17 protein-coding genes are annotated in these 23,245 nt (G+C 68.0%); 9 read left to right on the top strand and 8 right to left on the bottom strand.

The window, feature by feature from the left end:
* Positions 1 to 37: 37 nt before the first annotated feature.
* From J7J08_RS01980 to J7J08_RS01970, 3 genes are read left to right on the top strand one after another with little or no spacing between them, the layout of a single operon-like run.
* On the top strand, positions 38 to 1,495 hold the full coding sequence (locus J7J08_RS01980; protein ID WP_214901022.1) for a DNA-3-methyladenine glycosylase 2: 1,458 nt from the start codon (positions 38 to 40) through the stop codon (positions 1,493 to 1,495).
* A 4-nt stretch (positions 1,496 to 1,499) separates the two neighbouring features.
* On the top strand, positions 1,500 to 1,991 hold the full coding sequence (locus tag J7J08_RS01975; protein WP_214901020.1) for a methylated-DNA--[protein]-cysteine S-methyltransferase: 492 nt from the start codon (positions 1,500 to 1,502) through the stop codon (positions 1,989 to 1,991).
* A gap of 52 nt (positions 1,992 to 2,043) precedes the next feature.
* Positions 2,044 to 3,303, top strand: coding sequence for an ectonucleotide pyrophosphatase/phosphodiesterase (locus J7J08_RS01970; RefSeq protein ID WP_214901018.1), 1,260 nt, complete (start codon positions 2,044 to 2,046; stop codon positions 3,301 to 3,303).
* 273 nt (positions 3,304 to 3,576) lie between these two features.
* Here the strand turns inward: J7J08_RS01970 and J7J08_RS01965 are convergent, their stop codons facing one another.
* A complete protein-coding gene (locus tag J7J08_RS01965; protein ID WP_068850363.1) occupies positions 3,577 to 3,759 on the bottom strand; it encodes a 30S ribosomal protein THX in 183 nt (60 codons plus the stop codon).
* Between the two features lie 108 nt (positions 3,760 to 3,867).
* The gene (locus J7J08_RS01960; RefSeq protein ID WP_214901016.1) at positions 3,868 to 4,281 is read right to left on the bottom strand and encodes a MerC domain-containing protein; all 414 of its coding nucleotides are present in this window, start codon (positions 4,279 to 4,281) and stop codon (positions 3,868 to 3,870) included.
* Positions 4,282 to 4,435: 154 nt separating this feature from the next.
* On the opposite strand from J7J08_RS01960, the gene J7J08_RS01955 reads away from it, so the two are divergent.
* The 4 genes from J7J08_RS01955 to J7J08_RS01940 all read left to right on the top strand — a co-directional run bounded on the left by J7J08_RS01955 (position 4,436) and on the right by J7J08_RS01940 (position 10,319).
* The gene (locus J7J08_RS01955) at positions 4,436 to 6,625 is read left to right on the top strand and encodes a TonB-dependent receptor (protein WP_214901013.1); all 2,190 of its coding nucleotides are present in this window, start codon (positions 4,436 to 4,438) and stop codon (positions 6,623 to 6,625) included.
* A gap of 258 nt (positions 6,626 to 6,883) precedes the next feature.
* Positions 6,884 to 7,450: a TetR/AcrR family transcriptional regulator gene (locus J7J08_RS01950; protein WP_214901011.1), complete on the top strand. Its 567-nt coding sequence runs from the start codon at positions 6,884 to 6,886 to the stop codon at positions 7,448 to 7,450.
* Positions 7,447 to 9,126 (top strand): MFS transporter, encoded by a 1,680-nt coding sequence (locus tag J7J08_RS01945; protein ID WP_214901009.1) that lies wholly within the window; start codon positions 7,447 to 7,449, stop codon positions 9,124 to 9,126. The genes J7J08_RS01950 and J7J08_RS01945 overlap by 4 nt, the downstream gene beginning before the upstream one ends.
* Before the next feature lie 8 nt (positions 9,127 to 9,134).
* Positions 9,135 to 10,319, top strand: a complete 1,185-nt coding sequence (locus J7J08_RS01940) for an HlyD family secretion protein (RefSeq protein WP_214901007.1) — start codon at positions 9,135 to 9,137, stop codon at positions 10,317 to 10,319.
* A 211-nt stretch (positions 10,320 to 10,530) separates the two neighbouring features.
* Here the strand turns inward: J7J08_RS01940 and J7J08_RS01935 are convergent, their stop codons facing one another.
* From J7J08_RS01935 to creB, 6 genes are all read right to left on the bottom strand, one after another.
* Positions 10,531 to 11,016: a Fur family transcriptional regulator gene (locus J7J08_RS01935; RefSeq protein ID WP_214901004.1), complete on the bottom strand. Its 486-nt coding sequence runs from the start codon at positions 11,014 to 11,016 to the stop codon at positions 10,531 to 10,533.
* Positions 11,017 to 11,032: 16 nt separating this feature from the next.
* Positions 11,033 to 12,436 (bottom strand): glutamate--tRNA ligase, encoded by a 1,404-nt coding sequence (gltX, locus tag J7J08_RS01930; RefSeq protein ID WP_214901002.1) that lies wholly within the window; start codon positions 12,434 to 12,436, stop codon positions 11,033 to 11,035.
* A gap of 32 nt (positions 12,437 to 12,468) precedes the next feature.
* Complete coding sequence (locus tag J7J08_RS01925; protein WP_214901000.1) at positions 12,469 to 18,006, bottom strand: DUF6543 domain-containing protein; 5,538 nt, start codon at positions 18,004 to 18,006, stop codon at positions 12,469 to 12,471.
* Between the two features lie 158 nt (positions 18,007 to 18,164).
* Positions 18,165 to 19,484: a cell envelope integrity protein CreD gene (gene creD / locus J7J08_RS01920; protein ID WP_214900998.1), complete on the bottom strand. Its 1,320-nt coding sequence runs from the start codon at positions 19,482 to 19,484 to the stop codon at positions 18,165 to 18,167.
* A 31-nt stretch (positions 19,485 to 19,515) separates the two neighbouring features.
* Complete coding sequence (gene creC, locus J7J08_RS01915) at positions 19,516 to 20,982, bottom strand: two-component system sensor histidine kinase CreC (RefSeq protein WP_214900996.1); 1,467 nt, start codon at positions 20,980 to 20,982, stop codon at positions 19,516 to 19,518.
* A 1-nt stretch (position 20,983) separates the two neighbouring features.
* A complete protein-coding gene (gene creB, locus J7J08_RS01910; protein ID WP_214900994.1) occupies positions 20,984 to 21,679 on the bottom strand; it encodes a two-component system response regulator CreB in 696 nt (231 codons plus the stop codon).
* 45 nt (positions 21,680 to 21,724) lie between these two features.
* Here creB and rlmJ point away from each other — a divergent pair, with 45 nt between their 5' ends.
* The gene (gene rlmJ, locus J7J08_RS01905; protein WP_214900986.1) at positions 21,725 to 22,582 is read left to right on the top strand and encodes a 23S rRNA (adenine(2030)-N(6))-methyltransferase RlmJ; all 858 of its coding nucleotides are present in this window, start codon (positions 21,725 to 21,727) and stop codon (positions 22,580 to 22,582) included.
* A 94-nt stretch (positions 22,583 to 22,676) separates the two neighbouring features.
* On the top strand, positions 22,677 to 23,228 hold the full coding sequence (locus tag J7J08_RS01900) for a GNAT family N-acetyltransferase (RefSeq protein WP_214900984.1): 552 nt from the start codon (positions 22,677 to 22,679) through the stop codon (positions 23,226 to 23,228).
* Positions 23,229 to 23,245: the final 17 nt, after the last annotated feature.

The raw sequence follows: 23,245 nt of genomic DNA, 5'->3' as shown, positions 1-23,245 counted from the left end.
CGAGCCGAGCCCCGTCCAGGCGCATAGACTGGGCCCCATGGACACCGCCCTGCCCCTTGACTACGCCGCCTGCGAAAGCGCCCGCCTGGCCCGCGATGCGCGCTTCGACGGCGTTTTCTTCACCGCCGTGCGCAGCACCGGCATTTACTGCCGGCCGGTGTGCCCGGCCCCGGCGCCGAAACCGGCCAACGTGGATTACTACCCCACCGCCGCCGCTGCGTCCGCCGCTGGCTTCCGTCCGTGCCTGCGCTGCCGGCCGGAGCTGGCCCCGGAGGCGCAGGATGCCCTGAGCAACGAAACCCTGCAGCGCGCACTGGCGCTGATCCAGGATGGCTTCCTGCAGGATGCGGCGGTGGGCGACCTGGCCGGCCGGCTGGGCCTGAGCGCCCGCCAGCTGCAGCGGTTGTTCGTGGCGCGGCTGGGCGCGGCCCCGGCGCAGATCCACGCCACCCGCCGGTTGCTGCTGGCCAAGCAGCTGCTGACCGAAACCGCGCTGCCGGTCACCGACGTGGCCATGGCCGCCGGCTACAACAGCCTGCGCCGCTTCAATGCCGCCTTCGTGGAAGGCTGCGGCATGCCGCCCACCGCCATCCGGCGCCAGCGTGGCGCACTGGCCGGCGGCGCACTGACCCTGCGCCTGGGGTACCGCCCGCCGCTGGATTTCGCCGCGATGCTGGGCTTCCTGCGCCGCCGCTGCATTCCGGGCATCGAGCAGATCGACGCGACCAGCTACCAGCGCGTGATTGGCCCGGTCGAGCGCCCGTCGGTGATCCGGGTCACCGCCGATCCGCGCCGATCCGAGCTGCTGCTGCAATTGGGCCAGGTCGATCCGCGCGCGATTCCCGGCATCGTGCGCCGGGTGCGGCGCATCTTCGACCTGGACGCGGACCTGCGCATCGTGCACGCCACCCTTGGCCAGGACCCGCTGCTCGCGCGCGGCATCGCGCAGCGCCCCGGCCTGCGCGTGCCCGGCGGCTGGGACGGTTTCGAGGTGGCGGTGCGGGCAGTACTCGGGCAGCAGGTCAGCGTAGCGGCAGCCATCACCCTGGCACGTCGCGTTGTCGACCGTTTCGGCACCCCGCTGGACGGCATGCCCGAGGGGCTGGACCGCCAGTTCCCGAGTCCGGCACAACTGGCCGACGCCCCGCTGGAAGGCATCGGCCTGCCACGCACGCGCGCGGCAACGGTACGCGCGGTGGCCGCCGCCGTGGCCGACGGCCGCCTCGATTTCCATGCAGGCCAGCGTCTGGACAGTTTCATCGAACGCTGCGTGGCGCTGCCCGGGATCGGGCCGTGGACCGCGCACTACATCGCGCTGCGCGCGTTGGCGCTGCCCGATGCCTTCCCCGCCGGCGACCTGGTGCTGCAGCAGGTGCTGGGTGGCGATACCCGTTTGAGCGAACGCGCCACCGAGGCCCGTTCGCAGGCCTGGCGGCCCTGGCGTGCCTACGCCGTGCTGCACCTGTGGCATCTGGCCACGTCCGTTTCGGAGTAACCGCATGAACCTGCTCTACGACACCTTCGACAGCCCCATCGGCGCGCTGACCGTGGCCGGCGACAGCCAGGGCATTCACCACATCCTGTTCGAGACCAACCGCCACGACGCCAAGGGCCGCGCGCAGTGGCAGCGTGATGCGCATGCGCTGCGCGATGCGCGCACGCAGCTGCTGCAGTACCTGAGGGGCCAACGCAGCAGCTTCGCGCTGCCGCTCGCCCCGCACGGCACCGGGTTCCAGCTGCGGGTATGGAAGGCGCTGGCCGACATTCCCTTCGGCGACACCTGGAGCTATGTGCAGCTGGCGCGCTACATCGGCCAGCCCACCGCCAGCCGCGCAGTGGGTGCTGCCAACGGACGCAACCCGTTGCCGATCGTGCTGCCCTGCCACCGCGTGATCGGCAGCAGCGGCGCACTCACCGGCTTCGGCGGCGGCCTGGAAACCAAGGCGGCGTTGCTCGAACTCGAATCGCGCACACAGCCGCTGTTCGCCTGACCGTGCCATAGGTTGTCTTCGCCGCGTCACTGCGGCGAACTATGATGCATGGATGATTTCCGTCCGCCTTTCGCTGGCGCTTGCCGCCACCCTCGCGCTGACCAGCTGTGCCAGCGCCCCGCCCACCGCGCCAACCGTACCGCCTGCGGGTACCGGGACCGTCACGGCCACTGCACCGAAGCTGCTGCTGGTGTCGATCGATGGCCTGCGCGCGGACATGCTGGACCGTGGCATCACCCCGAACCTGTCGCGCATCGCGCACGACGGCGTGCGCGCGCAGTGGATGACGCCGTCGTACCCTTCGCTGACCTTCCCCAACCACTACACCCTCGTGACCGGACTACGCCCGGACCATCACGGGATCATCCACAACAGCATGCAGGAAGCGGCGCTGGGCCGATTCCAGGTGAACCTGCCGGCGGCAGTAACGGATTCGCGCTGGTGGGGCGGCGAGCCGATCTGGGTGGGCGCGGAGAAGGCCGGCGTGCGTTCGGCGACGTGGTCGTGGCCGGGTAGCGAAGCGGCGATCCAGGGGGTGCGGCCGAGCCAATGGCGGGCCTACGATCCGAACGTGTCGTTGTCCGCCCGCGTGGGCGAGGTGCTGGGCTGGCTGGGCCAGACCGGCCCGGACGCACCGCGCCTGGTCACGCTGTACATGGAGCAGGTCGACAAGGCCGGCCACCACAACGGTCCCGATTCGCCTGAGTACGCTGCAGCCATCGTCGACGTGGACACCGCCATCGGGCACCTGCTGGATGGCCTGGAGGCACGCGGGCTGGACGCCGGCACCAACCTGATCGTGCTGTCCGACCACGGCATGGCAGGCGTGCCGGACGGCCAGACCATCGCGGTTGAAGACATGGTCGATCCGTCCATTGCCAAGGATGTATCGCTAGGCCAGTCGATCGGCTTCGCGCCGCTGCCCGGCAAGCAGCAACAGGCAGAGAATATCCTGCTGGGCGCACACGCGACCTACGACTGCTGGACCCGCCAGACCCTGCCCGCCCGCTGGGAATACGGCAGCAACCCACGCATCCCGCCGATCGTGTGCCAGATGCACGAAGGCTGGAACGCACTGAGCCGCTCGCGCCTGGCCAAGCGCGAGCCGGGCGACCGCGGTTCGCACGGCTACGACAACGCCCTGCCCTCCATGCGCGCGATCTTCATCGCCCGTGGACCTGCCTTCAAACAAGGCGCCACCCTGCCGGGCTTCGACAACGTTGACGTTTATCCGTTGATGACGCGTTTGCTGGGCATCCCGATGGCCCCGAACGATGGCAATCCGGAGACGCTGGTTCCTGCGTTGAAGTGACAGATGCCGGCGCGTCGCTGCGCGCGGTGTCCGGCCAACGGCCGGCGCTACCGCATGTATCCGAAGCCTTGGTTGATTGATCCAGATCCCATTGGGCACGTAGAAATTCGTAGCCCCGGCCGTTGGCCGGACACCGCGCGCAGCGCGGCCCAAGCATCCGAAACCGATCCAATCCAGACCACAACGGCGCCTCCGACGTTTATCCCCGATCGAAACCGCCCCATAAAAAAACGCGGCGCAAGCGCCGCGTTTTTTCGTCAGGCCTGGCGAAACTCAGCCGGCCTTGGCAACAGCCTTCTTGGCCACGGCCTTCTTTGCCGGGGCCTTGGCCACGGTCTTCTTGGCGACCGGCGCAGCTGCGCCCACGGCCACCTTACTCACCGCGTGCGAACGCGAATTGCCGTAGCTGGCGTTGTAGCGCTTGCCCTTGGCGGTCTTGCGGTCACCCTTACCCATGTCGTCAACTCCTTAGTCTGAAATCTGATTACCCCGTGCTGACACGGGTTCGGCGGGCCCGCCCTTGCAGACGCCCCCGCGCACGATCAGAAAGCCTACCACAGCGCCTCAGTGCGCACAGCTCGCGTCATGTACGTGGCCGTGGTTCAGGCGCAGGTTGACCAGGTGGGCCACGCCCACCAGCACGCCGCCCAACGTCATCACCACCGCGTGCGGCACCGGCGAATGGTGCAGCGGCCCATACAGCAGCCCCGCCCACAACGCCGTCAGCCCCGGCACCAGGAAACCCAGCGCACGCAGCGCCCCATGGCGGCGATAGCCCCACACCAGGCTGAACAGCCCCAGCAGGGTCACGAAACTGACCAGCGCCAGTTCCACCCCGTCGCCCAACCACACCGACAGCCCCAGCGACGGCGCCGCCGCCAGCAGGACAGGCAGCACGGCGCAGTGCACCGCGCACAGCAGCGAGCCGGTGGCACCAAAGCGATCCAACAGATGACGAAGGCGGGGGAACAGGGGCATGACTTCCAGCAGGGTCGAAGAATCGTTATGGAATAATATAACATCAATCCCGACGCGCACTCCCTCCCCTGCCTCACCTGGCTCCATCCCCCCGCTCCGATGGGATTGGCGCGCCCCACCATTGATACATTGTAACAATCAGACCGACGGACCCATGCCCATGCGCTCTCCCCGTTCACTTCAGCCGCACGCCCTGTCCCTGGCGCTTGCCGCAGCTCTCATTCCTTCCTTGGCCCTCGCCGCCGATGATGCCGGCCAACGTGACCACCACTTGACCGAACTGTCCGCAGTGAAGGTCACCGCCACCCCGCTGCAGGGCGACGCCGAATCGCTGGCGCGCCCGGTGGACGTGCTCGCCGGCGAGCGCCTGGACGAACAGAAGGCCGGCACCCTCGGCGATACCGTGGCCAAGCTGCCCGGCGTGCAGAGCACCTTCTTCGGTCCCGGCGTAGGCCGGCCGATCATTCGTGGCCAGGAAGGCCCGCGCGTGGCCGTGCTGTCCAATGGCATGGGCAACATGGATGCCTCCACCGTCAGCGCCGACCACGCCACCAGCATCGAACCGTTCCTGGCCGATCAGATCGAAGTACTCAAGGGGCCGGCCACGCTGCTGTTCGGCAGCGGCGCGATCGGTGGCGCGGTCAACGTGGTCGATGGCCGCATCGCCCGCGACCTGCCCGACCGACCGCTCAGCGGCCGCGCCGAAGTGCGCGGCAACTCGGTCAACGACGAGCGCAGCGGCATGTTCCGGCTTGATGGCGTGAACGGCAACTGGGTGCTGCATGTCGACGGCCTGGTGCGCAACGGCGATGACTACCGCATTCCCGGTTACGCCGTGATCGATGGCCTGGAAGACCACAGCGGCCATGACCACGAAGAAGGCGACACCGACGAACCGCGTCGCGGCACCCTGGACAACAGCTCGATCCGCACCCGCGCCGGTGGCGTCGGTGCGACCTGGCTCGGCGAAGGCGGCTACTTCGGCGCGTCGGCCAGCACCTACCGCACCAACTACGGCATTCCCAACGGCGCCCACGTGCATGCCGACGACGACCATGACCACGATCACGACCATGGCGACGAAGAGGAAGGCGACGAGCACGACGTGCGCATCGACATGGTGCAGAACCGCTTCGAAGCCAAGGGCGGCATCTACAACCCGGTCTCGTTCCTGAAGAACATCAACCTGCGCACCGCCTACACCGACTACGAGCACGTGGAGCTGGAGGCCGGCACGCCGTCCACCCGCTTCACCAACCGCGGCATCGAAGCCCGCCTCGAAGCCGTGCAGCAGCAGATCGGCGGCTGGGACGGCGCGTTCGGCCTGCAGTTCGGCAACAGTGACTTCGGCGCCAGGGGCGAAGAAGCGTTCGTGCCCGATACCGGTACCCGCAACGTCGGCCTGTTCGTGCTGCAGGAAAAGCAGTTCGGCCCGTTCAAGCTCGAACTGGGCGGCCGCCACGACCAGGTCAAACTGGACCCGACCGGCGATTACCGGGCGCGCACCTTCGACGCCACCAACCTGTCGGCCGCCGGCATCTGGAAGCTCAACGATGCGGTCGACCTGCGCTTTGGCGTGGACGGTTCCGAGCGCGCGCCGACCAACGAAGAGCTGTATGCCGCCGGTGCGCACATCGCCACCCGCTCGCTGGAGATCGGCAACGCCAACCTGAAGACCGAGCGCGGCCAGCGCGTCGAGCTGGGCATCCACACCCACAGCGACCGCCTCGATTTCTCCGCGTCGATCTACCAGACGACGTTCAAGGACTTCATCTACCTGGCAGACACCGGCGTGGTGGAAAGCCTGCCGGTGCGCCTGTGGACCCAGCAGGACGCCACCTTCAAGGGCGCCGAAGCCGAAGCCCTGGTACACCTGTTCGAAGGCAACAGCGGCGACTGGGACCTGCGCGTGTTCGGCGACTACGTGAAGGCCGAACTGGATGGCAGCGGCAGCCGCAGCGTCGACATTGCCGTGCCGCATGGCGACCACGACCACAACTACACCGTGGACCTGGCCAACAGCGGTTACCTGCCGCGCATCGCCCCAGCGCGCGTCGGCGCCGACCTGCGCTGGTCACGCGATGGCTGGCGGGCGTCGGTGGGCGCGGTGCGGTACAGCAGCCAGAAGGACACTGCGCAGAATGAAGACCCGAGCGCCGGCTACACCCTGGTCGACGCGCACTTCGCCTACCGCTGGGACCGCAGCGACAGCAACAGCTACGAAGTGTTCCTGGACGGCAACAACCTGACCAACCGCGAAGCGCGCGCGCACACCTCGCTGCTGCGCGATTACTCGCCGCTGCCGGGCCGTGGCGTGGCATTCGGCATCCGCGCGTACTTCTGATCCCCGCTGGGGTCCCTGTTTGACCTTCGGGGGCCGCAAGGCCCCCGTTTTTTTGCAGCCACGCAGGGCGTGGCGCTACAAACCGCCGGGCCACAACCGGCGTAGAGCCACGCCCGGCGTGGCTGCGCGGTAACGACCACAGCGATACTCCATATCCAGGACAACCCGGCTTCACACCTCGTTGACCAACCCCAGCGGCCTCATACCCGTATACCCGCCACGGCTTCCCTTGCGGACATTCCTGTCCGAAAATGGCCCATGCAAAGTCAACGAGCCGATGCGGCTGCCCGCCGCGCCCTGATCCTGGATGCCGCCGACAGCGTGTTCGGCCAGCATGGCGTCACCGCACCGCTGGACCTTGTGGTCGAAAAGGCCCAGGTCGGGCGCGCCACCCTGTACCGCAACTTCCCGGACCGCACTGCGCTGATCGAAGCGCTGCTCGAGCGCACCGTGGCCCGCATCGCGCGCCAGGTCGAAACGCTGGGCGATCGCGATGACGCACTGTTCGAGGTGTTGCAGGGGATGGCCTCGCGCATCGTGCAGTCGCCGGCGCTGGCCGACTACTGGCGCGCCGTGGACCCCGACGAACCCACCATCAAGGCCGCGCGGCAGACCGTGCAGGCCCTGCTGAAGGCACCGATCCAGCGCGCGATCGACGCAGGACTGTGCCGGGCGGACCTGCAGCCGGCCGACATCTCGCTCATTTCCAGCATGCTCGGCGCCGCCCTGCGCGGCAAAACCCGCGAAGAACGTGCCCGGTTGGCCACGCGCGGCCTGACACTGCTGCGCGCCGGACTGCAGGGACCTGCCGACGGGGCCGGTTGATGGCCGACTACCTCAAGCCCATTCCCGACTGGGAAGAGCATGAAAGGCCGACCCTGCCCGGCTCCGCGTCGATGCCCTGGCACCCGCCGCATCGGCGCGTCGCCTACGCCCTGGTGGCGCTTCTGGTCGGCATCACCGGTGGCCTGGGCAATGCACTGGTCAGCGCCAACCTGCCCTACCTGCAGGGGCAGCTCGGGCTCACCCCGGCGCAGGGCAGCTGGCTGGTGGCCGCCTACGCAATGGTCAACGTCACCGCCAACCTGCTCGCGTTCAAGTTCCGGCAGCAGTACGGCATCCGTTTGTTCGCCGAGATCGGCCTGGGCCTGTACGCCGCATTGGCGCTGCTGCACCTGGCCGTGGGCAGCTTCGAGACCACGGTGATGGTGCGCGCGGCCAGCGGCTTTGCCGGCGCGGCGTGCAGCACGCTGGGCACCCTGTACATGCTGCAGTCGCTGCCGCGCCGCTACACCGGCAACCTGCTGGTGATCGGCGTCGGCATTTCGCAGATGGCCGTGCCGATCGCGTGGTTGGTTTCGGCCGGGCTGGTGGACACCGGGCAGTGGCACAACCTGTACCTGTTCGAGGCCGGCCTGGCGCTGTGCGCGTTCGCGGCGGTGGTGCTGCTGAAGCTGCCGCCCGGGGTGCAGATCAAGGCCTTCGAGCCGATGGACTTCCTGACCTTCGCACTGTTGGCGCCGGCGGTCGGGCTGCTGGTGGTGGTGCTGGCGCAGGGCTACGTGCGCTGGTGGCTGGACACCCCGTGGCTGGGTTGGGCACTGGTCGCCTCGATCGCACTGGCCACCGCCGGCTTCGTGATCGAACACTACCGGCGCAACCCGCTGCTGCAGACCCGCTGGCTGACCAGCCTGCCCGTGCTGCACTTCATCGTCGGTGCGTTCATGATCCGCTTCCTCACCACCGAACAGTCCTACGGCGTGGTCGGGCTGATGCGCCAGCTGGGCATGGGACCGGACCAGATGCGGCCGTTGTTCGCGGTGATCCTGGCCGGGGTGATCTGCGGTATCGCGGTCAGTTCGCTCACCTTCGGCCAGAAGCGGATCATCCCGCAGTTGCTGATGGCGATCCTGCTGCTGGGCAGCGCCGCCTTCCTCGACCAGAGCCGCACCAGCCAGGACCGCCCGCAGGATTTCTTCGTCAGCCAGTTTCTGGCCTCGATGGGCGCCGGCATGTTCATGGGCCCACTGATCATGCTGGGCATCACCCAGGCGTTGAAACAGGGCGTGGACCACATGATCACCTTCCTGGTCACGCTGTCGATCACCCAGACCCTGGGCGGGCTGGCCGGTTCGGCCGTGCTGGGCACCTACCAGCTGCATCGCGAACAGGTGTATTCCAGCGCGCTGGTCAGCCAGCTCGACCCCGCTGACGGGGTGGTCGCGCAGCGCCTGAAGCTGCAGCAGCAGCTGTACGCATCGCTGCTTACCGACCCGGTGCAACGCAGTGCGCAGGGCACCGCGCAACTGGCCCAGATCACCCGCCGCGAGGCCAACGTGCGCGGCTTCAACGATGTGTTCTCGCTCAGCGGCCGGGTCGCGCTGGGCTTCCTGTGCTGGCTGCTGCTGCTGTCGGTGCGCACCGCCGTGCTCAAGCAATGGCGAAAACGCCACCCACCCACCCCCACACCGCCCACGCCCGCCGGCGTGTCCCCCCGATGAGCCCCGATATGCCCACGACCCCGCCGCGCGACGACGCGCCCGAAGACGTCAACCCGCCACCGCCCACCGATGCCGCCCCGGCGTCGGCCAACGCTGCGGCGGCGCCTGCCGCGCCCAGCGCGCCGAAGTACCTCAAGCCCAGCGCCCGCAGCGTGGTGGTGATGATCGTGGTGGCCCTGCTGGGCATCGCGTTGATCCTGCGCGCATGGTCGTTGTGGCCGTTCAACAGCACCTGGGTGAGCACCGACAACGCGTACGTTCGCGGCCAGATCACGGTGCTGGCGCCGCAGGTCAACGGCTATGTCACCGACGTGCTGGTGAAGGACTTCCAGCACGTGAAGCAGGGCGAGCCGCTGCTGCGCATCGACGACCGCATCTACAACGAAAAAGTAGCGCAGGCGCAGGCCAACCTGGACAGCGCCAAGGCCGCGCTGGCCAACTCCGACCAGGCACAGGCGCAGAACCGCGCGCAGATCGGCGCCGCGCAGGCGACCCTGTCGGCCGGGCAATCGGAACTGTCGCGCTCGCGCAGCGAGCTGAAACGCTACGAGGAACTGGCCGCGCAGCAGCTGGTGGCACTCAACGACCGCGACAAGTTCCGCACCAGCGCGCAGGCCGCGCAGTCGTCCGTGCAGCAGGCACAGGCGCAGATCCGCATCGCCGAGGAAACCCTCACCTCCACCCAGGTGGCACGCAAGGGCCTGGAAGCCGGGGTGGAAACCGCGCAGGCACAGCTTGAGCTGGCCCGCATCGACCTGGCCAACACGGTGATCCATGCCCCGCGCGATGGCCAGGTCAGCGAAGCCTCGGTGCGTCTGGGCCAATACGTCACAGCGGGGTCGCAGCTGCTGTTCCTGGTGCCGGACACCCTGTGGGTGGTAGCCAACTTCAAGGAAGGCCAGACCTGGAAGATGCGCATTGGCCAACCGGCCAGCTTCTCGGTGGACGCCTTCGACGGCCAGCGGCTGACCGGACGGGTCGAGCAGATCGCGCCGGCCACCGGCGCGGAGTTCAGCGTGCTGCGCCCGGACAACGCCAGCGGCAACTTCACCAAGGTCGTGCAGCGACTGCCGATCCGCATCGCTATCGATCCCGACCAGGACCTGGCGCCGCGCCTGCGCCCGGGCATGTCGGTGGTGGTGAGGGTGAACACGGCCTCAACCCCTGTAAAACAGCAGAATCCGGAGCGGTAGGGTCGATTGCCAAACGACCGCCGACCCTGTTGATCGGCACTGGGACGCATGACCTCTGCCGGAGCTCCGCTCCCGTTGCAGGTCATGCGTAACCGGACGTTGCACTGTTATCGGCGGGCGTTTGGGAACCGCCCCTACCATCAGCCACGCGGCCTCTTTCATTATCAGTGCGACCGGCCCCGTATTCCCGATCGACCCATCGGCAGTTGCATCACCCCGCGCAGCGGGCGCAGAGGCCGTGCACTTCCAGGGTCTGCGCCTGCGGCTGGAAGCCCAGCTCCTTGGCGCGCTTTTCCAGCTGGCTGACGATGTCGCGGTCTTCCAGCTCCACCGCGCTGTGGCAGCTGTTGCAGATCAGGAACGGCACCGAGTGCTGCGCGCTGCTCGGATGGTGGCAGGCTACAAAAGCATTCACCGATTCCAGCTTGTGCACGAAGCCGTTGGCCATCAGGAAGTCCAGTGCGCGGTACACGGTGGGCGGGGCGTCGGCGCCCACGCCCTTGCCGCTGCGCACCCATTCCAGCAGCTCGTAGGCCTTGACCGGCTTGCCGGCCTCGGCGATCAGGCGCAGCACGTTGGCGCGGATCGGGGTCAGCCGCAACCCGCGCTCGGCGCACACGCGTTCCACCACCTTCACGAAGTCCGAAGCGTCGTGAACGTGGTGATGCGGGGCGGTACAAGCGGTCTTGGCGGACATGCGCGGTCTCCTGTGGTCAGGCCGTCGCTACTTTAGTAAGTGCGACGTCGATACGTTTCAAGGCCTCTTCACGCCCGGCCAGGAACACCGTCTGCGAAATGTCCGGGCTGACCTGGGTGCCGGTGATGGCCACGCGCAGTGGCTGCGCCACCTTGCCCATGCCGATGTCCAGCGCGGTGGCAACGTCGTGCAGCGCCGCCGACACGCTCTCCACGGTCCAGCTGCCGCTGGCCGCCAGCAGCTCGCGCGCCTTGCCCAGCGCCAGTTCCGCGCCCGGCTTGAAGTGCTTGGCCACGGCCGCCTCGTCGTATTCGACCAGCGGCTGGTACCAGACCACCGCCTTTTCGGCCATTTCCTTCAGCGTCTGCACCCGGTCGCGCAGGGCCACCACCACGTCCGCCGGGGCCGGGCCGGCGGCCAGGTCCAGGCCCAGCTTGTTCAGCTGGTAGACCAGGTGCGGGGCAATGCCCGCCGGGTCTTCGCTCTTCAGGAAGTGCTGGTTGACCCAGCCCAGCTTGGCCATGTCCAGGCGCGAGGCCTTGGAATTGCAGTGGGTCACGTCGAACAGGTCGATCAGTTCCTGGCGGCTGAACAGCTCCTGGTCGCCATGCGACCAGCCCAGCCGGGCCAGGTAGCTCAGCAGCGCGTCGGGCAGGTAGCCGGCGTCCTTGTACTGCATCACATCGGCCGCGCCGGTGCGCTTGGACAGCTTGGCACCCTGCTCGTCCAGGATCATCGGCATGTGGCCGAACTTCGGTACCGGCGCGCCGATCCCTTCGTACAGGTTGATCTGGCGCGGGGTGTTGTTGATGTGGTCATCGCCGCGGATCACCTCGGAAATGCGCATGTCCCAGTCGTCCACCACCACCGCGAAGTTGTAGGTGGGGAAGCCGTCCGGGCGGAAGATCACCATGTCATCCAGTTCGCTGTTGGCGATCTCGATGCGGCCCTTGATCAGGTCCTCGAACACCACTGTGCCTCCCTGCGGGTTCTTGAAGCGGATCACCCGGTTCGGGTCGTCGCGGTACGGCAGGCCCTGCTCGCGCGCGGCGCCGTTGTAGCGCGGCTTTTCCTGGCGGGCCATCGCGGCCTCGCGCATGGCATCGAGCTCTTCGCGGGTTTCGTAGGCGTAGTAGGCCTTGCCGTCGGCGATCAGCTGCTCGGCTACTTCCTTGTACCGCGCCACGCGCTGGGTCTGGTAGATCGGACCTTCGTCGTAGTTCAGGCCCAGCCACGCCATGGCCTCCAGGATTGCGTCGATCGCCCCCTGGGTGCTGCGCTCGCGGTCGGTGTCTTCAATACGCAGCACGAACTCGCCGCCACGGTGGCGCGCCTCCAGCCAGCAGTACAGTGCGGTGCGGGCGCCACCGATGTGCAGGTAGCCGGTGGGACTGGGGGCAAAACGGGTGCGGCAGGTCATGGGGGGCTCGGGGTACAGGATTCGGGGCAATTTTACCTGTCCCGGCCGGCCAGCGGGGCCGACGCCCTGCCCTCGCTGCCGGGTGACCAGCGGATGTGCTCGAACAGGGCGTTCCAGCCACGTGCGGCCGCCTGCTCCTGCATCCGGGCAGCGTGAATCTGGCGCAGGTGGAACTGCATGCGCGTACTGCCAGGTGTCGTCACCGCCCCATACATTTCGGCCAGGGTTTCGGCACTGCTGTCGTCCACGGCCCGGGAGAGCCGGCTGAAATAGCGCGACCCGAACAGGTTGTTCACCCACTGGTTGAACCGGGACAGCCTGGTGAACACCATCAGCCCGAAGTTGGGGTCGTAGAGCAGGTACTCGCGCTGCGCGCTCTCCAGTACATTCACGCCACAGGCCATGCTGTGCCGGGTGCCACTGAGGATGAACTGACTGTTGCGCGCGGTATTGGCCAGGAAATCGCCCAGCCCGTCAATGCCGATGGGCGATGCCGCCGACATCGAACCCGGTTGCAGGGCCGCGCCCTGTGCGTCCCGAACCAGCGCGCGCAGTGCGGCGGCGTGCCGGCTGTCGGGATCGCTGATCGCCTGGCGCAGGTGATCGAGTACGTGCCCTTCCTCTCCCTGCCCCATCGCAGTGGCCATGATCCGCGACAGCCCGGTGCACATGCCCGAAGTGGCCAGCCCGGTGCCTTCACCGAGCAGGGTCTGTGAGGCTTGAATGAATTCACCGCCGGCCACGTAGACCGCGTCCTGCACCACCTCGTTGACCACGATGTAGCGTTCCGCACGCAGGGTGTTGTCCAACCGCTCGATGATCACCGACAGCGCGCCCTGCTGTACGGGGTCGAGGTGACCGGACACGAACAGTTCCTTCATCTGCTGCAGCGACATGTTTTCGCGCGCCTGCTCGGGAGTCATCACCCGTTCCCAGTGGTCCACGCCCCACTTGAAATCCAGCGCGCTGCCGTCCAGCGAAGGCGAACGCGACCGCTCAACCAGCGAGTTCAGCGAACCGCGATAGCTGCGCTCCACCGACAATGAGTGCGAACGGCTGTTGGGCGCGCCGCCGCGCAGCCCCACGTCGCTGTGCGGCTCCCACTGGCCGTCGGCGTTCAGGCGCACCGGCTGGTGGTAGAAGCTTCCCGGCTGCGGGTTCTGCAGGCGCCAGGTGCCGTGGGGCCGGTCGAACGCCACCTCGTAGGCGTGGCCGCCCTGGTCGATGTACTGCCGGCCCAGATAATCGTGCACGCCGTTGTCGGCCGAACGCGAACCGGCCAGCACCACCGGTTGCGCATAGCGTTCGGCCAGGTGTTGCAGGGGGTCGGCGACCTGCTCGAACGCCGCGGCCTGCATCGCCGGCTGCAGGCGCGCGCCATCGCGTGCGGCCAGCGCGGCCAGGCGGGCGGTGCCCAACGGCGCCGACAGCGCCAGGCCGAACAGACCACCCGCCGCCGCACCAGCCCCGGCATGGCGCTGCTGCACGCTGTCGCCATCGAGGGCCTGCTCCAGGCCCAGCCCCAGCTCGGCCGCCGAGCCGATCGCCACCACCGGCAGCAACGCCGGGAGCACGATACCGGCCACGCCCATCGCCGCGTCGAACTGTTCCAGCCGCGGAAGCCAGCGGCGGCGGAACGCCTCCCACGGCGAGGTCATCAGGGTCTGCGCGTCGCGGCGCGCGCGCTCGCGCAGGCGGCGTACCAGTGGCTGCGATGGTTCGCCCTCGATCGGCACGCCCCAACGCCCCTGCCCGAACATCGCCTGCGCACCATTGCCCAACGCGGTGTGCACGCCGTTGGAGATCCAGCCGTCCTGCAGATCTGCGAGGTCGAACGCGGCTTCGAGCCACTGGCGGCCCACGTCGGTGGCAGCGGCCCGCTCGATCCAGCCCATCATGTCCGCCGGGTTGGCAAACTCGTGGAAGCGGTTGCGATCGTGCACGAAATACAACAGCACTTCTGGCCCCTGATCGTCGGCGATATGCAGCACGGTCGATGCGGTGCCGTGGATCTCCAGCCAGCCAGCGTGCGTGCCGTTGCGCGGCACCGGCCGGTAGCCCGGGTCCTGCGATTGCCCGGCATCCATGTTGCCGAACACGCCCAGCGCCAACTGCATGCCGCGCACCGACAGCGACCCTTCGGCATGTTGCTGCCAGCAGGAATACAGATACCCGCCGCGAAGCGTGGTCAATACATCGGCTTCGTGGCGTTGCCAGAACCCGTCCAACGCCGCCAGGTAGTCGCCCTGCACGTCGTGCTCGCGGGCCACCGATAGCAGCTGGCCGGGCTCCAGTCCCACCACTTCACTGTTTTCATCGAAGAACGCGCTGTCCCTGGCGGTATACAGCCCCAGCAATCGTGCCGGCGCATCCTCGAACCCGGCGGCCCGGGTCATCGCGCAATCGGCGAAGCTGGCCGCCTGCTGGCGTTGCGCACGGTTGTGGACCCAGCCGCTGGCGGCCTGCTCGCTGGGTTGTCCGTCGCTGAAGGTCACCACGTAGCAACAACTGCTATCGAAGGCGATGCGATAGCGACGCATGATCTCCTCATCCAGGCGCTGCTGCACGAAGGGCACCAGCAGGGGGTAATCGCGTTCGACCAGGCTGCGGCCAACGCTCAGCGCGTGCAGCCAGCGTGCGCCATCCAGGCCGGCATTGCGCAGCGCTCCCGGCGTGTCCGGCGGAAACCGCGCCATCCAGTGCGCCGTACTGCGCGCGGTCAGGCCGGCCACATCCAGTGCAGCCAGTTCGCCGGCCGCCGCCAGTACCGGCACCGGCACGGGCAGGTGCAACCTGGCCAACTCGGCATCCAGCGCGTTGAACGCCGCGCGTACCTGGGCCGGCGAGCGTACCGCCGGGGCACGCAACTGGGCGTGCCTGAGTTCCAGTGCCTGCATGAACAATGCCCAGCGGAAATCACCATCGATCACATACGCCCGCACCACCGGCAGGCGGCCCTGCTGCCAGCGCGCGTGCTCACCGACCGTCACGCGCGCATGCAGCTGGTGCGGAAGTTCCGAGGACAGTCGTTGCAACGCGGCATCGCAGGAGCCGAACGCTTCCACCATCGGCGTTCGCGTGTCGCTGATGACCAGGGTGATGGGCTCGGCGTGTTCGGCCGCCGCGTCGGCCGTCACCAGCAGTACGCCATGCAGTGGCACTGCGTGGCCGGTGGCATTGGCCGCCAGTGCATGCACGTCGATCTGCCGCCCCGGCAGCGCCAGCGCCCGACCATTGGAGGCTTCGCTGGCGTCGAACCGGGCCGGGAAACTGACCAGCACCTGCACCACCGCCGCCGCGTCATCACTGAGCTGCCCTGCTGCATTCAACAGGGTCGCGGCCCCTGACAGACGCCGCGAGATCCCGCTCAGGTACGGGTCCGAGACAGCGGTGGAACGTTCGTGCCAGGCCTGTTCCAGGCAGCTGTCGTAACGACGGCGGAACGCGCCCAGGTAGTCGCGCCCGCGTACGGCCTGGCGGTACTGCCCAAGCGTGAGCTCCCTGCACTCCTGTACCGGGAAGTAGGTTTCCGGCGTACTGCGGTAGTACAACCCGGACGTCACCGGGTCCGCCTCCGGCAGCAGCGCCGCGCCGATCAGGGTGTGGGCGCTGACCAGCCCGCTGCGCACCTGTCGGTCAGGGGGGACAAGGCGATGCTGGTTGCGGAAGGTCGTCCCGGGCGGGCGCAACTGCCGCGCCTCCCATGCCGGCCAGCTCTGGCTGGACTGGAACGTGTTGAGGTAGATCTGCGCCGGATCGATGGACTGCCCGGTCACCGCGCGCAGGTCGGCCGTCAGCTGCTGGGCCAGGTGCGCATCCAGTTGCGGCAGCGCCGCATAGGCCAGGGTCAGCGCCCGTTCGGACGCGGCGATATCCTGCCACGCAGCCGTCAGCCGGGGGTGCTGCACGCTGGCGTTGTGCCCCATCGCCTGTACCCAGGTCAGGATCCGCGAACGGGTCAACGCGACATCCAGGTCTGCGGGGGCACCCACATCGCGCACGTCCGGCGCCGGTTCCTGGCGGGCCGCATCGATCAACGCCCTGCCCATCGCTTCAAGGTGCGCGCGCTCTTCCGGGTTCAACGTGCACCGATCCGCTATCGGTGCGAACAGCCGGTCAGCCGAGCGGCGGCGCCGTTGGATGCCAGCAGGGCTGTCGCGCTCTGCTGCCGGCGCAAGCGCCGCGAGTATCGGACCGGCGACATCATTGGCTTCCAACGTGTCGGCGACGGCGAGGACCAGTGCCGCGTCACTGTCATCGGCGACCTGCACCTGATGCCGGATCGCCTGCCATATGGACCCCATACCGTCGCGTTCGATCAGCTCGTCGAGCAGTGCAACCGTTTTCGCCACTGCGTTCGGCGCAGCGGAAGGCGTATCTCCAAAGGCCCATCGCCAGCCCAGGCTGGCCAGTCCGAGGCCACCACCGACCAAACCACCGGCCAGCGCCAGCAGACTACGCCCGCCGCGCGCGGCCGCCGCCGAGGCGACCGGGCCGGGCTCCACAGGCGCACGTACCCGCATCGGGCTGCTGCCCTGCCCGCTGGACATTGCACCGCTCAGGTACGCGTGCAGACCCGGGGCCGCCGACACCGCAAACAGCAACGCATCGGCCAGCGCCGCCCGCAGGCTGGGCGGCGGCCGCGCCGACGGGTCAGCGCGCTCGGCAACCGACAACAACCAGCGACCCAACCGGTCGCCGTTGCCGCCACCGGTCGCCAGCAGCGGCTCGGCGTGCCCGCCGGCAAGCCGTTCCAGTGCCGCCAACACGCCCGCCCGCTGCCCGTCTGCGACCAGCGCGCAGCGGTCGCTTCCCAGCGCGTCGAACAGTACAGGCAATGCGCTGCGCGCATCGATGGCCGCCCCATCGGCTGCGGCGCACGCCCCTGCCTGCGCCAGCGCACGATCCAGCTGCGCCACCGGCAGCGCCGGCAACCAGTGCAGCAGTTGCCGGCGTGCAATGTCGTGCTGGAGCGCGCGCGTGCCCCTCTGCAGGTTCAGCGCCACCTCGCGGCAATCCTGCACACCGCGGGCGCGGTGCGTGTCCAGCGCGGCAGTCCAGTCACGCCGGGACATGTGCATCGGCCGGTACAGCGCGGCGCGCATGGCGGCGAGCAGGGAATCCTGCTTTGCCACCGCATCGGTCAACTGCGCGCGCAATGGCACGCACTCCACTTCCCAGGCCGCCCTTGGCAGGGTCAACAGACCCATGAGGCAGGTGCGCCACGCCGCGCGTTGTGCGGGCGGCAGCCACGCCGGCAGCAGGCCATGCAACGCATCCTGCACCAGCGCCTGTGCCATGGGCGCGGCCAACGGCGTGCGGTGAAAGCCCGATTCCAGCGACAGAAAGAAGTGCCCATCCAGCGGTCCCTGGCGCAACGCCACCGACAGGGCGTCCAGCTCCTGCCGGGGTACGTTCGACAGCCACAGGGTGCGTTCGATTGCAGAAGGCGTCATGTTGCAGATCGACAGCACGGCAGCGCCGTTGTCGGCGCTGCCGGTGGGCAGCGTCGCCGCACGCACGTAGGCGCTATCGGCTCGGCCCGATGAAGGCGGGGTCAGGTTCGCCATGGTCTTGAAGTGAGGTAACGAGGGGGTGAAACCTAACGGGATTCGCTACCAATACCAGCCTGCCCTTGTGCCGCCTGCTGCCCTCCCTGCAACCATATGCCGGAAACGACGTCGGCATCGGTTGTTTGCGTCAGCGCGGTCAATGCCTCGCGTTGGCTCTACTTGAGGCTCGCGCCGAGCTCGTACCAGTCGATCCGTCGGGTGATCCACATCGCCGTAGCCAGCACCGCGAACAACAGCAGCGACCCCATCAGCAACGCGTTGTTCTCCGACACCAGCAACCCATACAGGGCGCCATACAACACGGTCAGCATGCCCGCGAAGCCCAGGCCGCGCACCCCACTGCGCAGTACGCCGGACAGGTACACCGCCTGCAAACCGATACAGGCCAGCGCCGACACCACATAGGCCACCCAGAACGGAATGTGTTCGGACAGGCTCAGCAGCAGCAGGAAGAAGATCGCCAGCGCCAGGCCCACCATCAGGTACTGCAGCGGATGGATGCGCAGGCGCTTGATCAGCTCGAACAGGATGAAGCCGACGAAGGTCAGCACGATGAAGAGAATGCCGTACTTGCTGGCGCGGTCGGCCTGGGTGTAGATGTCGACCGGGTTGACCAGCTCCACGCTGACCGTTTCCGGCGCCACGTCGCGCCCCTCGCGCAGCTGGCGCTGTGCTTCGGAGGCCAGCGAGGACACCGCCCACTGCGCGTCGAAGCCCTTGTCGTCCACCTTGCGTTCGTTGGGCAGGAAGCTGCCGCCGAACAACGGGTGCGGCCACGGCGAGCGGATCGCGATGCGGCTGTCATCGCCTACCGGCACTACCGCCAGCGAACGGGTGCCATCGAGTACCAGCGACAGCTCTACCTGGGTACCCTTCAGCACGCCACCGGCAGTGTCGTCGAAGCCATGGAGCGGCACATGCAGGCCCTTGCCGATACCACTGACATCACCGATGCCGGGCTGCAGGGTCAGCGCTTCGCCGTCGACCTTGAGATCCGGCGAACCGACGAGGCCGCGCACGTCGGCGATACCGACCGCCAGGTAGGGGGTCCCGTAGACGCGACCGGCCTTGACCGGGTAATCGTCATCATTGAACGCCGCGCTGACCTTGGTCGTCCAGGTGTACACCGGCACCCGGAACAGACCGACCCGGCGTTCGTCGGGCTGCATGCCGCCATCGACCACCAGCTTCGCCGGCATCTGCAGCCAGTAGCCCGGTTCGACCTGGGTTTCGACCTTCTTTGTGCCGGCAGCGTCGACCACTTCGACCTGGCGCGTATCCGTCCACGGCACCACCCGGATCGGACCGGTCAGGGTCTGCGCGCCCGCCCGGCTCTGCGATACCCGCAGGTAGGCCTGGTCGCGATACGCCTCACGTTCGCTGATCACGCCCTTGATCATCATCAACGGAATCAGCAGCAACAGGATCAGTCCGCCCACGATGGCGAACCGCAACAGCATCTTCAGGGATTTCATCACCCGTCCTCGGTTGGGAAGGGTGCCAGCTTCAGCCCCGCCGGTGTGCGGGGTTTGTGTTGTATTTGAAGCCAATGTGAAGCGTTGCCACCGCGCCACCGCCTTCGCGGTTGTTCAACCCTACCCGGCCGCCGTGCAGGCGAGCCACTTCCTGCACGAACGACAGCCCCAGCCCGGAGCTGCGCAGCCCGGTCGCTGGCCGCGCCAGCGAATAGAAGCGTTCGAACACCCGCCCCAGCGCGTATTCCGGCACGCCACTGCCGCGGTCGGCCACCTGCAGCACCACGCCATCGCCTTTGCGCGATGCGCCCAGCTGGATCCGGCTGCCGGGGCTGGAGAAGGCCAACGCATTCTCCAGCAGGTTGTTCAGTGCCTGCCGCAGCAGGTAGGTGTCGCCCTGTACCTCCAGGTCTGCGGCAACCTCGACGTCCACGCCAACCTCTGCGGCCTGCGCGCGCATCGCCACCGCCTCGGCCGCCGCCTGCAGCAGCGGCGCCAGCGCGATGCGCTCGCGCTTCTGCAGCCAGCCGTGCTGCTCTACTTCGGCCAGTGCCAGCAGCTTGTCGATGGTTTCGGTCAGGCGCTGCTCCTGGCCTTGGATGCTGCGCGCGAAATGCATGCGGTCGGCGTCGGGCAGTGGTTCCTGCAGCAGCTCGGCCGCACCGCGGATCGCCGCCAACGGGCTTTTCATCTCGTGGGTCAGCGACTGCACGTACTGCTCCACGTAGGCCTTGCCTTCCAGTTTGCGACGCATGGTTTCCAGCGCCTGGCCGAGGTCGCCGATCTCATCCCGGCGCGGCTTGGGTGGTGGCACCGGCTCGCCGGCACTGACCGCCTTGGCATAGCGGTTGAGCCGGTTCACCCCGTGCATCAGCCAGGCGGTCATCAGCAGCCCGACCAGCGCCGACAACCCGATCAGCCAGGCGCCGCGCTGCAGGATGGCGCGCTGGCTGGCGGCGATGAACGGATCGATGCTGCGGTTGGGTTGGGCCAGGCTGAGCACGCCGATCAGCCGAGTCGGGTCGGCGGGGTCATGGATCGGGGCAGCGACGTGCATCACCGAATGCACCGCATCGCCCGGTGTTTCCGGGCTGGAGCGTGCGCCGTACTCGCCACGCAGGGTGCGGTAGACATCGTTCCAGCGCGAGTTGTCGCGGCCGATGTCCTGCCCGGTGGAGTCGTACACCACGATGCCGCGCGCATCGGTGATGGTCACGCGGTAATCGAGCGTGCGCTTGGGAAAGCGCCAGACCATCGCCTTGGGGTCGCGCCGCTGCGCGCGGGCCAGGTTGGCCACGAACGGGCCATTGCCGATGTGCCCGGCCTTGAGATCGGCCGCGGCCATCTCCGCCAGCACGTTGGCCGCATCCACCAGGGTGGACTCCATCGCCTGGCGCACCCCGGGCTTCACTTCGTTGACGAAGACGCGCATCACGAAGAACGCGGCGATACCCACGATCAGGAAGAAGCCAAGGAACAGTTTCAGCCCCAGCCGCACGCTACACCTCCAGCGCGTAACCCACGCCGCGGTGGGTGCGGATCGGGTCGGGATCGGCGCCGGCGGCACGCAGCTTGGCACGCAAGGTCTTCACGTGGGTGTCCACGGTGCGGTCGGCGCTGTCGGCATTGGTGTCCCAGCCGCGGTCCATCAACTGGGCCCGGCTGAGGATCGCGCCGGGGCGCTGCAGCAGCGCGGCCAGCAGCGCGTATTCGTAGCGGGTGAGGTCCAGCGCCTGGTCGTCAAAGCGGATGCGGCGCCCCTCGCGGTCGATCGCGAAGCGGCCGTGCGGCTGCCAGCCCACTGCCTCGGACTCGGCCGCCGACCCGCTGCGGCGCAACCGCGCCCGCACCCGCGCCACCAGCTCGCGCGGCGAGAACGGCTTGGCCACGTAGTCGTCCGCGCCCAGCTCCAGGCCCAGTACGCGGTCGATTTCATCATTCCGGGCGGTCAGGAAGATCACCGGCACATCGCTGAAGGTGCGCAGCGTGCGGCACACCTCGAAGCCACTCATGTCCGGCAGGCCCACGTCCAGCACCACCACGTCCACCGGTTCCTGGCGCAGCAGCTGCAGCGCGTGCCCGCCCAGCAGGCAATGGCGTGCCCCGTAGCCCTCGCTGCGCAGCGCGTACAGAACGGTATCGGCGATGGCAGCTTCGTCTTCGACGACCAGGACGTTGTGCAGGGGGCGGTTCATGCGCGCAGCATAGCCGCTGGGGCCGCCGCCCCGTACACTGCGCCGATGAATTACCGCCACGCCTTCCACGCCGGCAACCACGCCGATGTGCTCAAGCACATCGTCCAGCTTGCCCTGCTCGACACTTTCAAGCGCAAGGACAGCCCGTTCTTCGTGCTCGACACCCATGGCGGCGCTGGCCGCTACCTGCTGGCCAGCGAGGAAAGCCGCAAGACCCTGGAGGCGGAGGAAGGGGTGATGCGGCTGATGGCCCAGCCCAGGCTGCCGGCCGTGGTCGAGCGTTACCTCAAGGCGGTGCAGGCCGACAATCCGGTCGGGGCGATGATCAACTACCCGGGCTCGCCGCTGCTCAGCGCGCAGACCCTGCGCGAGCAGGACCGTATGGCGGTGTGCGAGCTGCAGGATGCCGAGGCCGCCTCGCTCAAGGCACTGTTCGCCCACGACAGCCGGGTGGCGGTGCTGCATGCCGACGGCTACGCCCAGAACAAGGCGCTGCTGCCGCCCAAGGCCAATGGGGTGAAGATCGGCCGCGGCCTGGTCCTGATCGACCCGCCCTATGAGGGCCAGGATGCCGAGTACCAGCGCATCCTCGCCTCGGTCAGCGAGATCCTGGCGCGCTGGCCGCAGGCCAGCTTCGCCATCTGGTTCCCGATCAAGCAGCGCCGCACGATCCTGCACTTCCTGCGCAAGGCCTGCGCCCTGCCGGTGAAGTCGGTGCTTACAGTAGAACTACTGATTCGGCCCGACGACTCTCCCCTTCGGCTCAACGGCAGTGGCATGCTGTTGCTCAACCCGCCCTGGCAGTTCGACCAGGTGCTGGCCCCGGCGATGCCCGCGCTCAAGCAGTACCTGGGTGAAGCCGGCGCCAGTACCCGCCTGCAGTGGCTCAAGCAGGCCGAGTAACGCCACGCCCACCCGCTGAACGGTGTGAGCGTTTCGTTCACGGAACGCGCCCCCCGGGATGCGAGAATCCGAAGACCACCAAGGAATCACCGGTATGGCTACCCGTAATCGCATGCCGCCCTGGCACGAAATTTTCAAGGCGCCCAGCGGCCATGAACTGCTGATCCGCCCGATCCGTCCCGAGGACGGCGCACCCTTGCAGGCCGCCTTCAGCCTGTTCGGGCCGGAAGAAATCCGCGACCGCCTGCTGCAATCCGTCACCGAGCTGTCCGACATAGCGCTGCAACGGCTGACCCATCCCAACGCCAAGACCGAGATCGTGCTGGTTGCCGCAGAGAACCAGCAGGCCGGTGAGGCGGTGGTCGGGGCCATTGCGCGCGCGTCCATCAACCCGGGCACCCGCGAAGCGGAGTACGCCATCCTGATCAGCCGGTTCCTGATCGGCCAGGGCCTGGGCCGGCAGTTGATGCGCAAGCTGGTAAAGTGGGGCCGCGGCAAGTATCTCGACCGCCTGTACGGCGACGTGCTTGAAGAAAACGAACCGATGAAGCAGCTGGCCGCGTCGCTGGGCTTCAAGGCGGTACCTCACCCGCAGGGCACGCCGGGGCTGTTACGCATGGAGCTGGAGCTGGACCCCGAGCGCTGACACTTGCCGCGCATACC

This window comes from Stenotrophomonas sp. ISL-67, from assembly GCF_018612915.1.
Taxonomy (GTDB): Bacteria; Pseudomonadota; Gammaproteobacteria; order Xanthomonadales; family Xanthomonadaceae; genus Stenotrophomonas.
This window is presented reverse-complemented; position numbering and strand designations above follow the sequence as displayed.

Bases quoted from the DNA above. Each gene is read 5' to 3' on its own strand.
- J7J08_RS01980 (WP_214901022.1), top strand. From the start codon at position 38: ATGGACACCGCCCTGCCCCTTGACTACGCCGCCTGCGAAAGCGCCCGC.
- J7J08_RS01975 (WP_214901020.1), top strand. From the start codon at position 1,500: ATGAACCTGCTCTACGACACCTTCGACAGCCCCATCGGCGCGCTGACC.
- J7J08_RS01970 (WP_214901018.1), top strand. From the start codon at position 2,044: ATGATTTCCGTCCGCCTTTCGCTGGCGCTTGCCGCCACCCTCGCGCTG.
- J7J08_RS01965 (WP_068850363.1), bottom strand. From the start codon at position 3,759: ATGGGTAAGGGTGACCGCAAGACCGCCAAGGGCAAGCGCTACAACGCC.
- J7J08_RS01960 (WP_214901016.1), bottom strand. From the start codon at position 4,281: ATGCCCCTGTTCCCCCGCCTTCGTCATCTGTTGGATCGCTTTGGTGCC.
- J7J08_RS01955 (WP_214901013.1), top strand. From the start codon at position 4,436: ATGCCCATGCGCTCTCCCCGTTCACTTCAGCCGCACGCCCTGTCCCTG.
- J7J08_RS01950 (WP_214901011.1), top strand. From the start codon at position 6,884: ATGCAAAGTCAACGAGCCGATGCGGCTGCCCGCCGCGCCCTGATCCTG.
- J7J08_RS01940 (WP_214901007.1), top strand. From the start codon at position 9,135: ATGCCCACGACCCCGCCGCGCGACGACGCGCCCGAAGACGTCAACCCG.
- J7J08_RS01935 (WP_214901004.1), bottom strand. From the start codon at position 11,016: ATGTCCGCCAAGACCGCTTGTACCGCCCCGCATCACCACGTTCACGAC.
- gltX (WP_214901002.1), bottom strand. From the start codon at position 12,436: ATGACCTGCCGCACCCGTTTTGCCCCCAGTCCCACCGGCTACCTGCAC.
- J7J08_RS01925 (WP_214901000.1), bottom strand. From the start codon at position 18,006: ATGGCGAACCTGACCCCGCCTTCATCGGGCCGAGCCGATAGCGCCTAC.
- creD (WP_214900998.1), bottom strand. From the start codon at position 19,484: ATGAAATCCCTGAAGATGCTGTTGCGGTTCGCCATCGTGGGCGGACTG.
- creB (WP_214900994.1), bottom strand. From the start codon at position 21,679: ATGAACCGCCCCCTGCACAACGTCCTGGTCGTCGAAGACGAAGCTGCC.
- rlmJ (WP_214900986.1), top strand. From the start codon at position 21,725: ATGAATTACCGCCACGCCTTCCACGCCGGCAACCACGCCGATGTGCTC.
- J7J08_RS01900 (WP_214900984.1), top strand. From the start codon at position 22,677: ATGGCTACCCGTAATCGCATGCCGCCCTGGCACGAAATTTTCAAGGCG.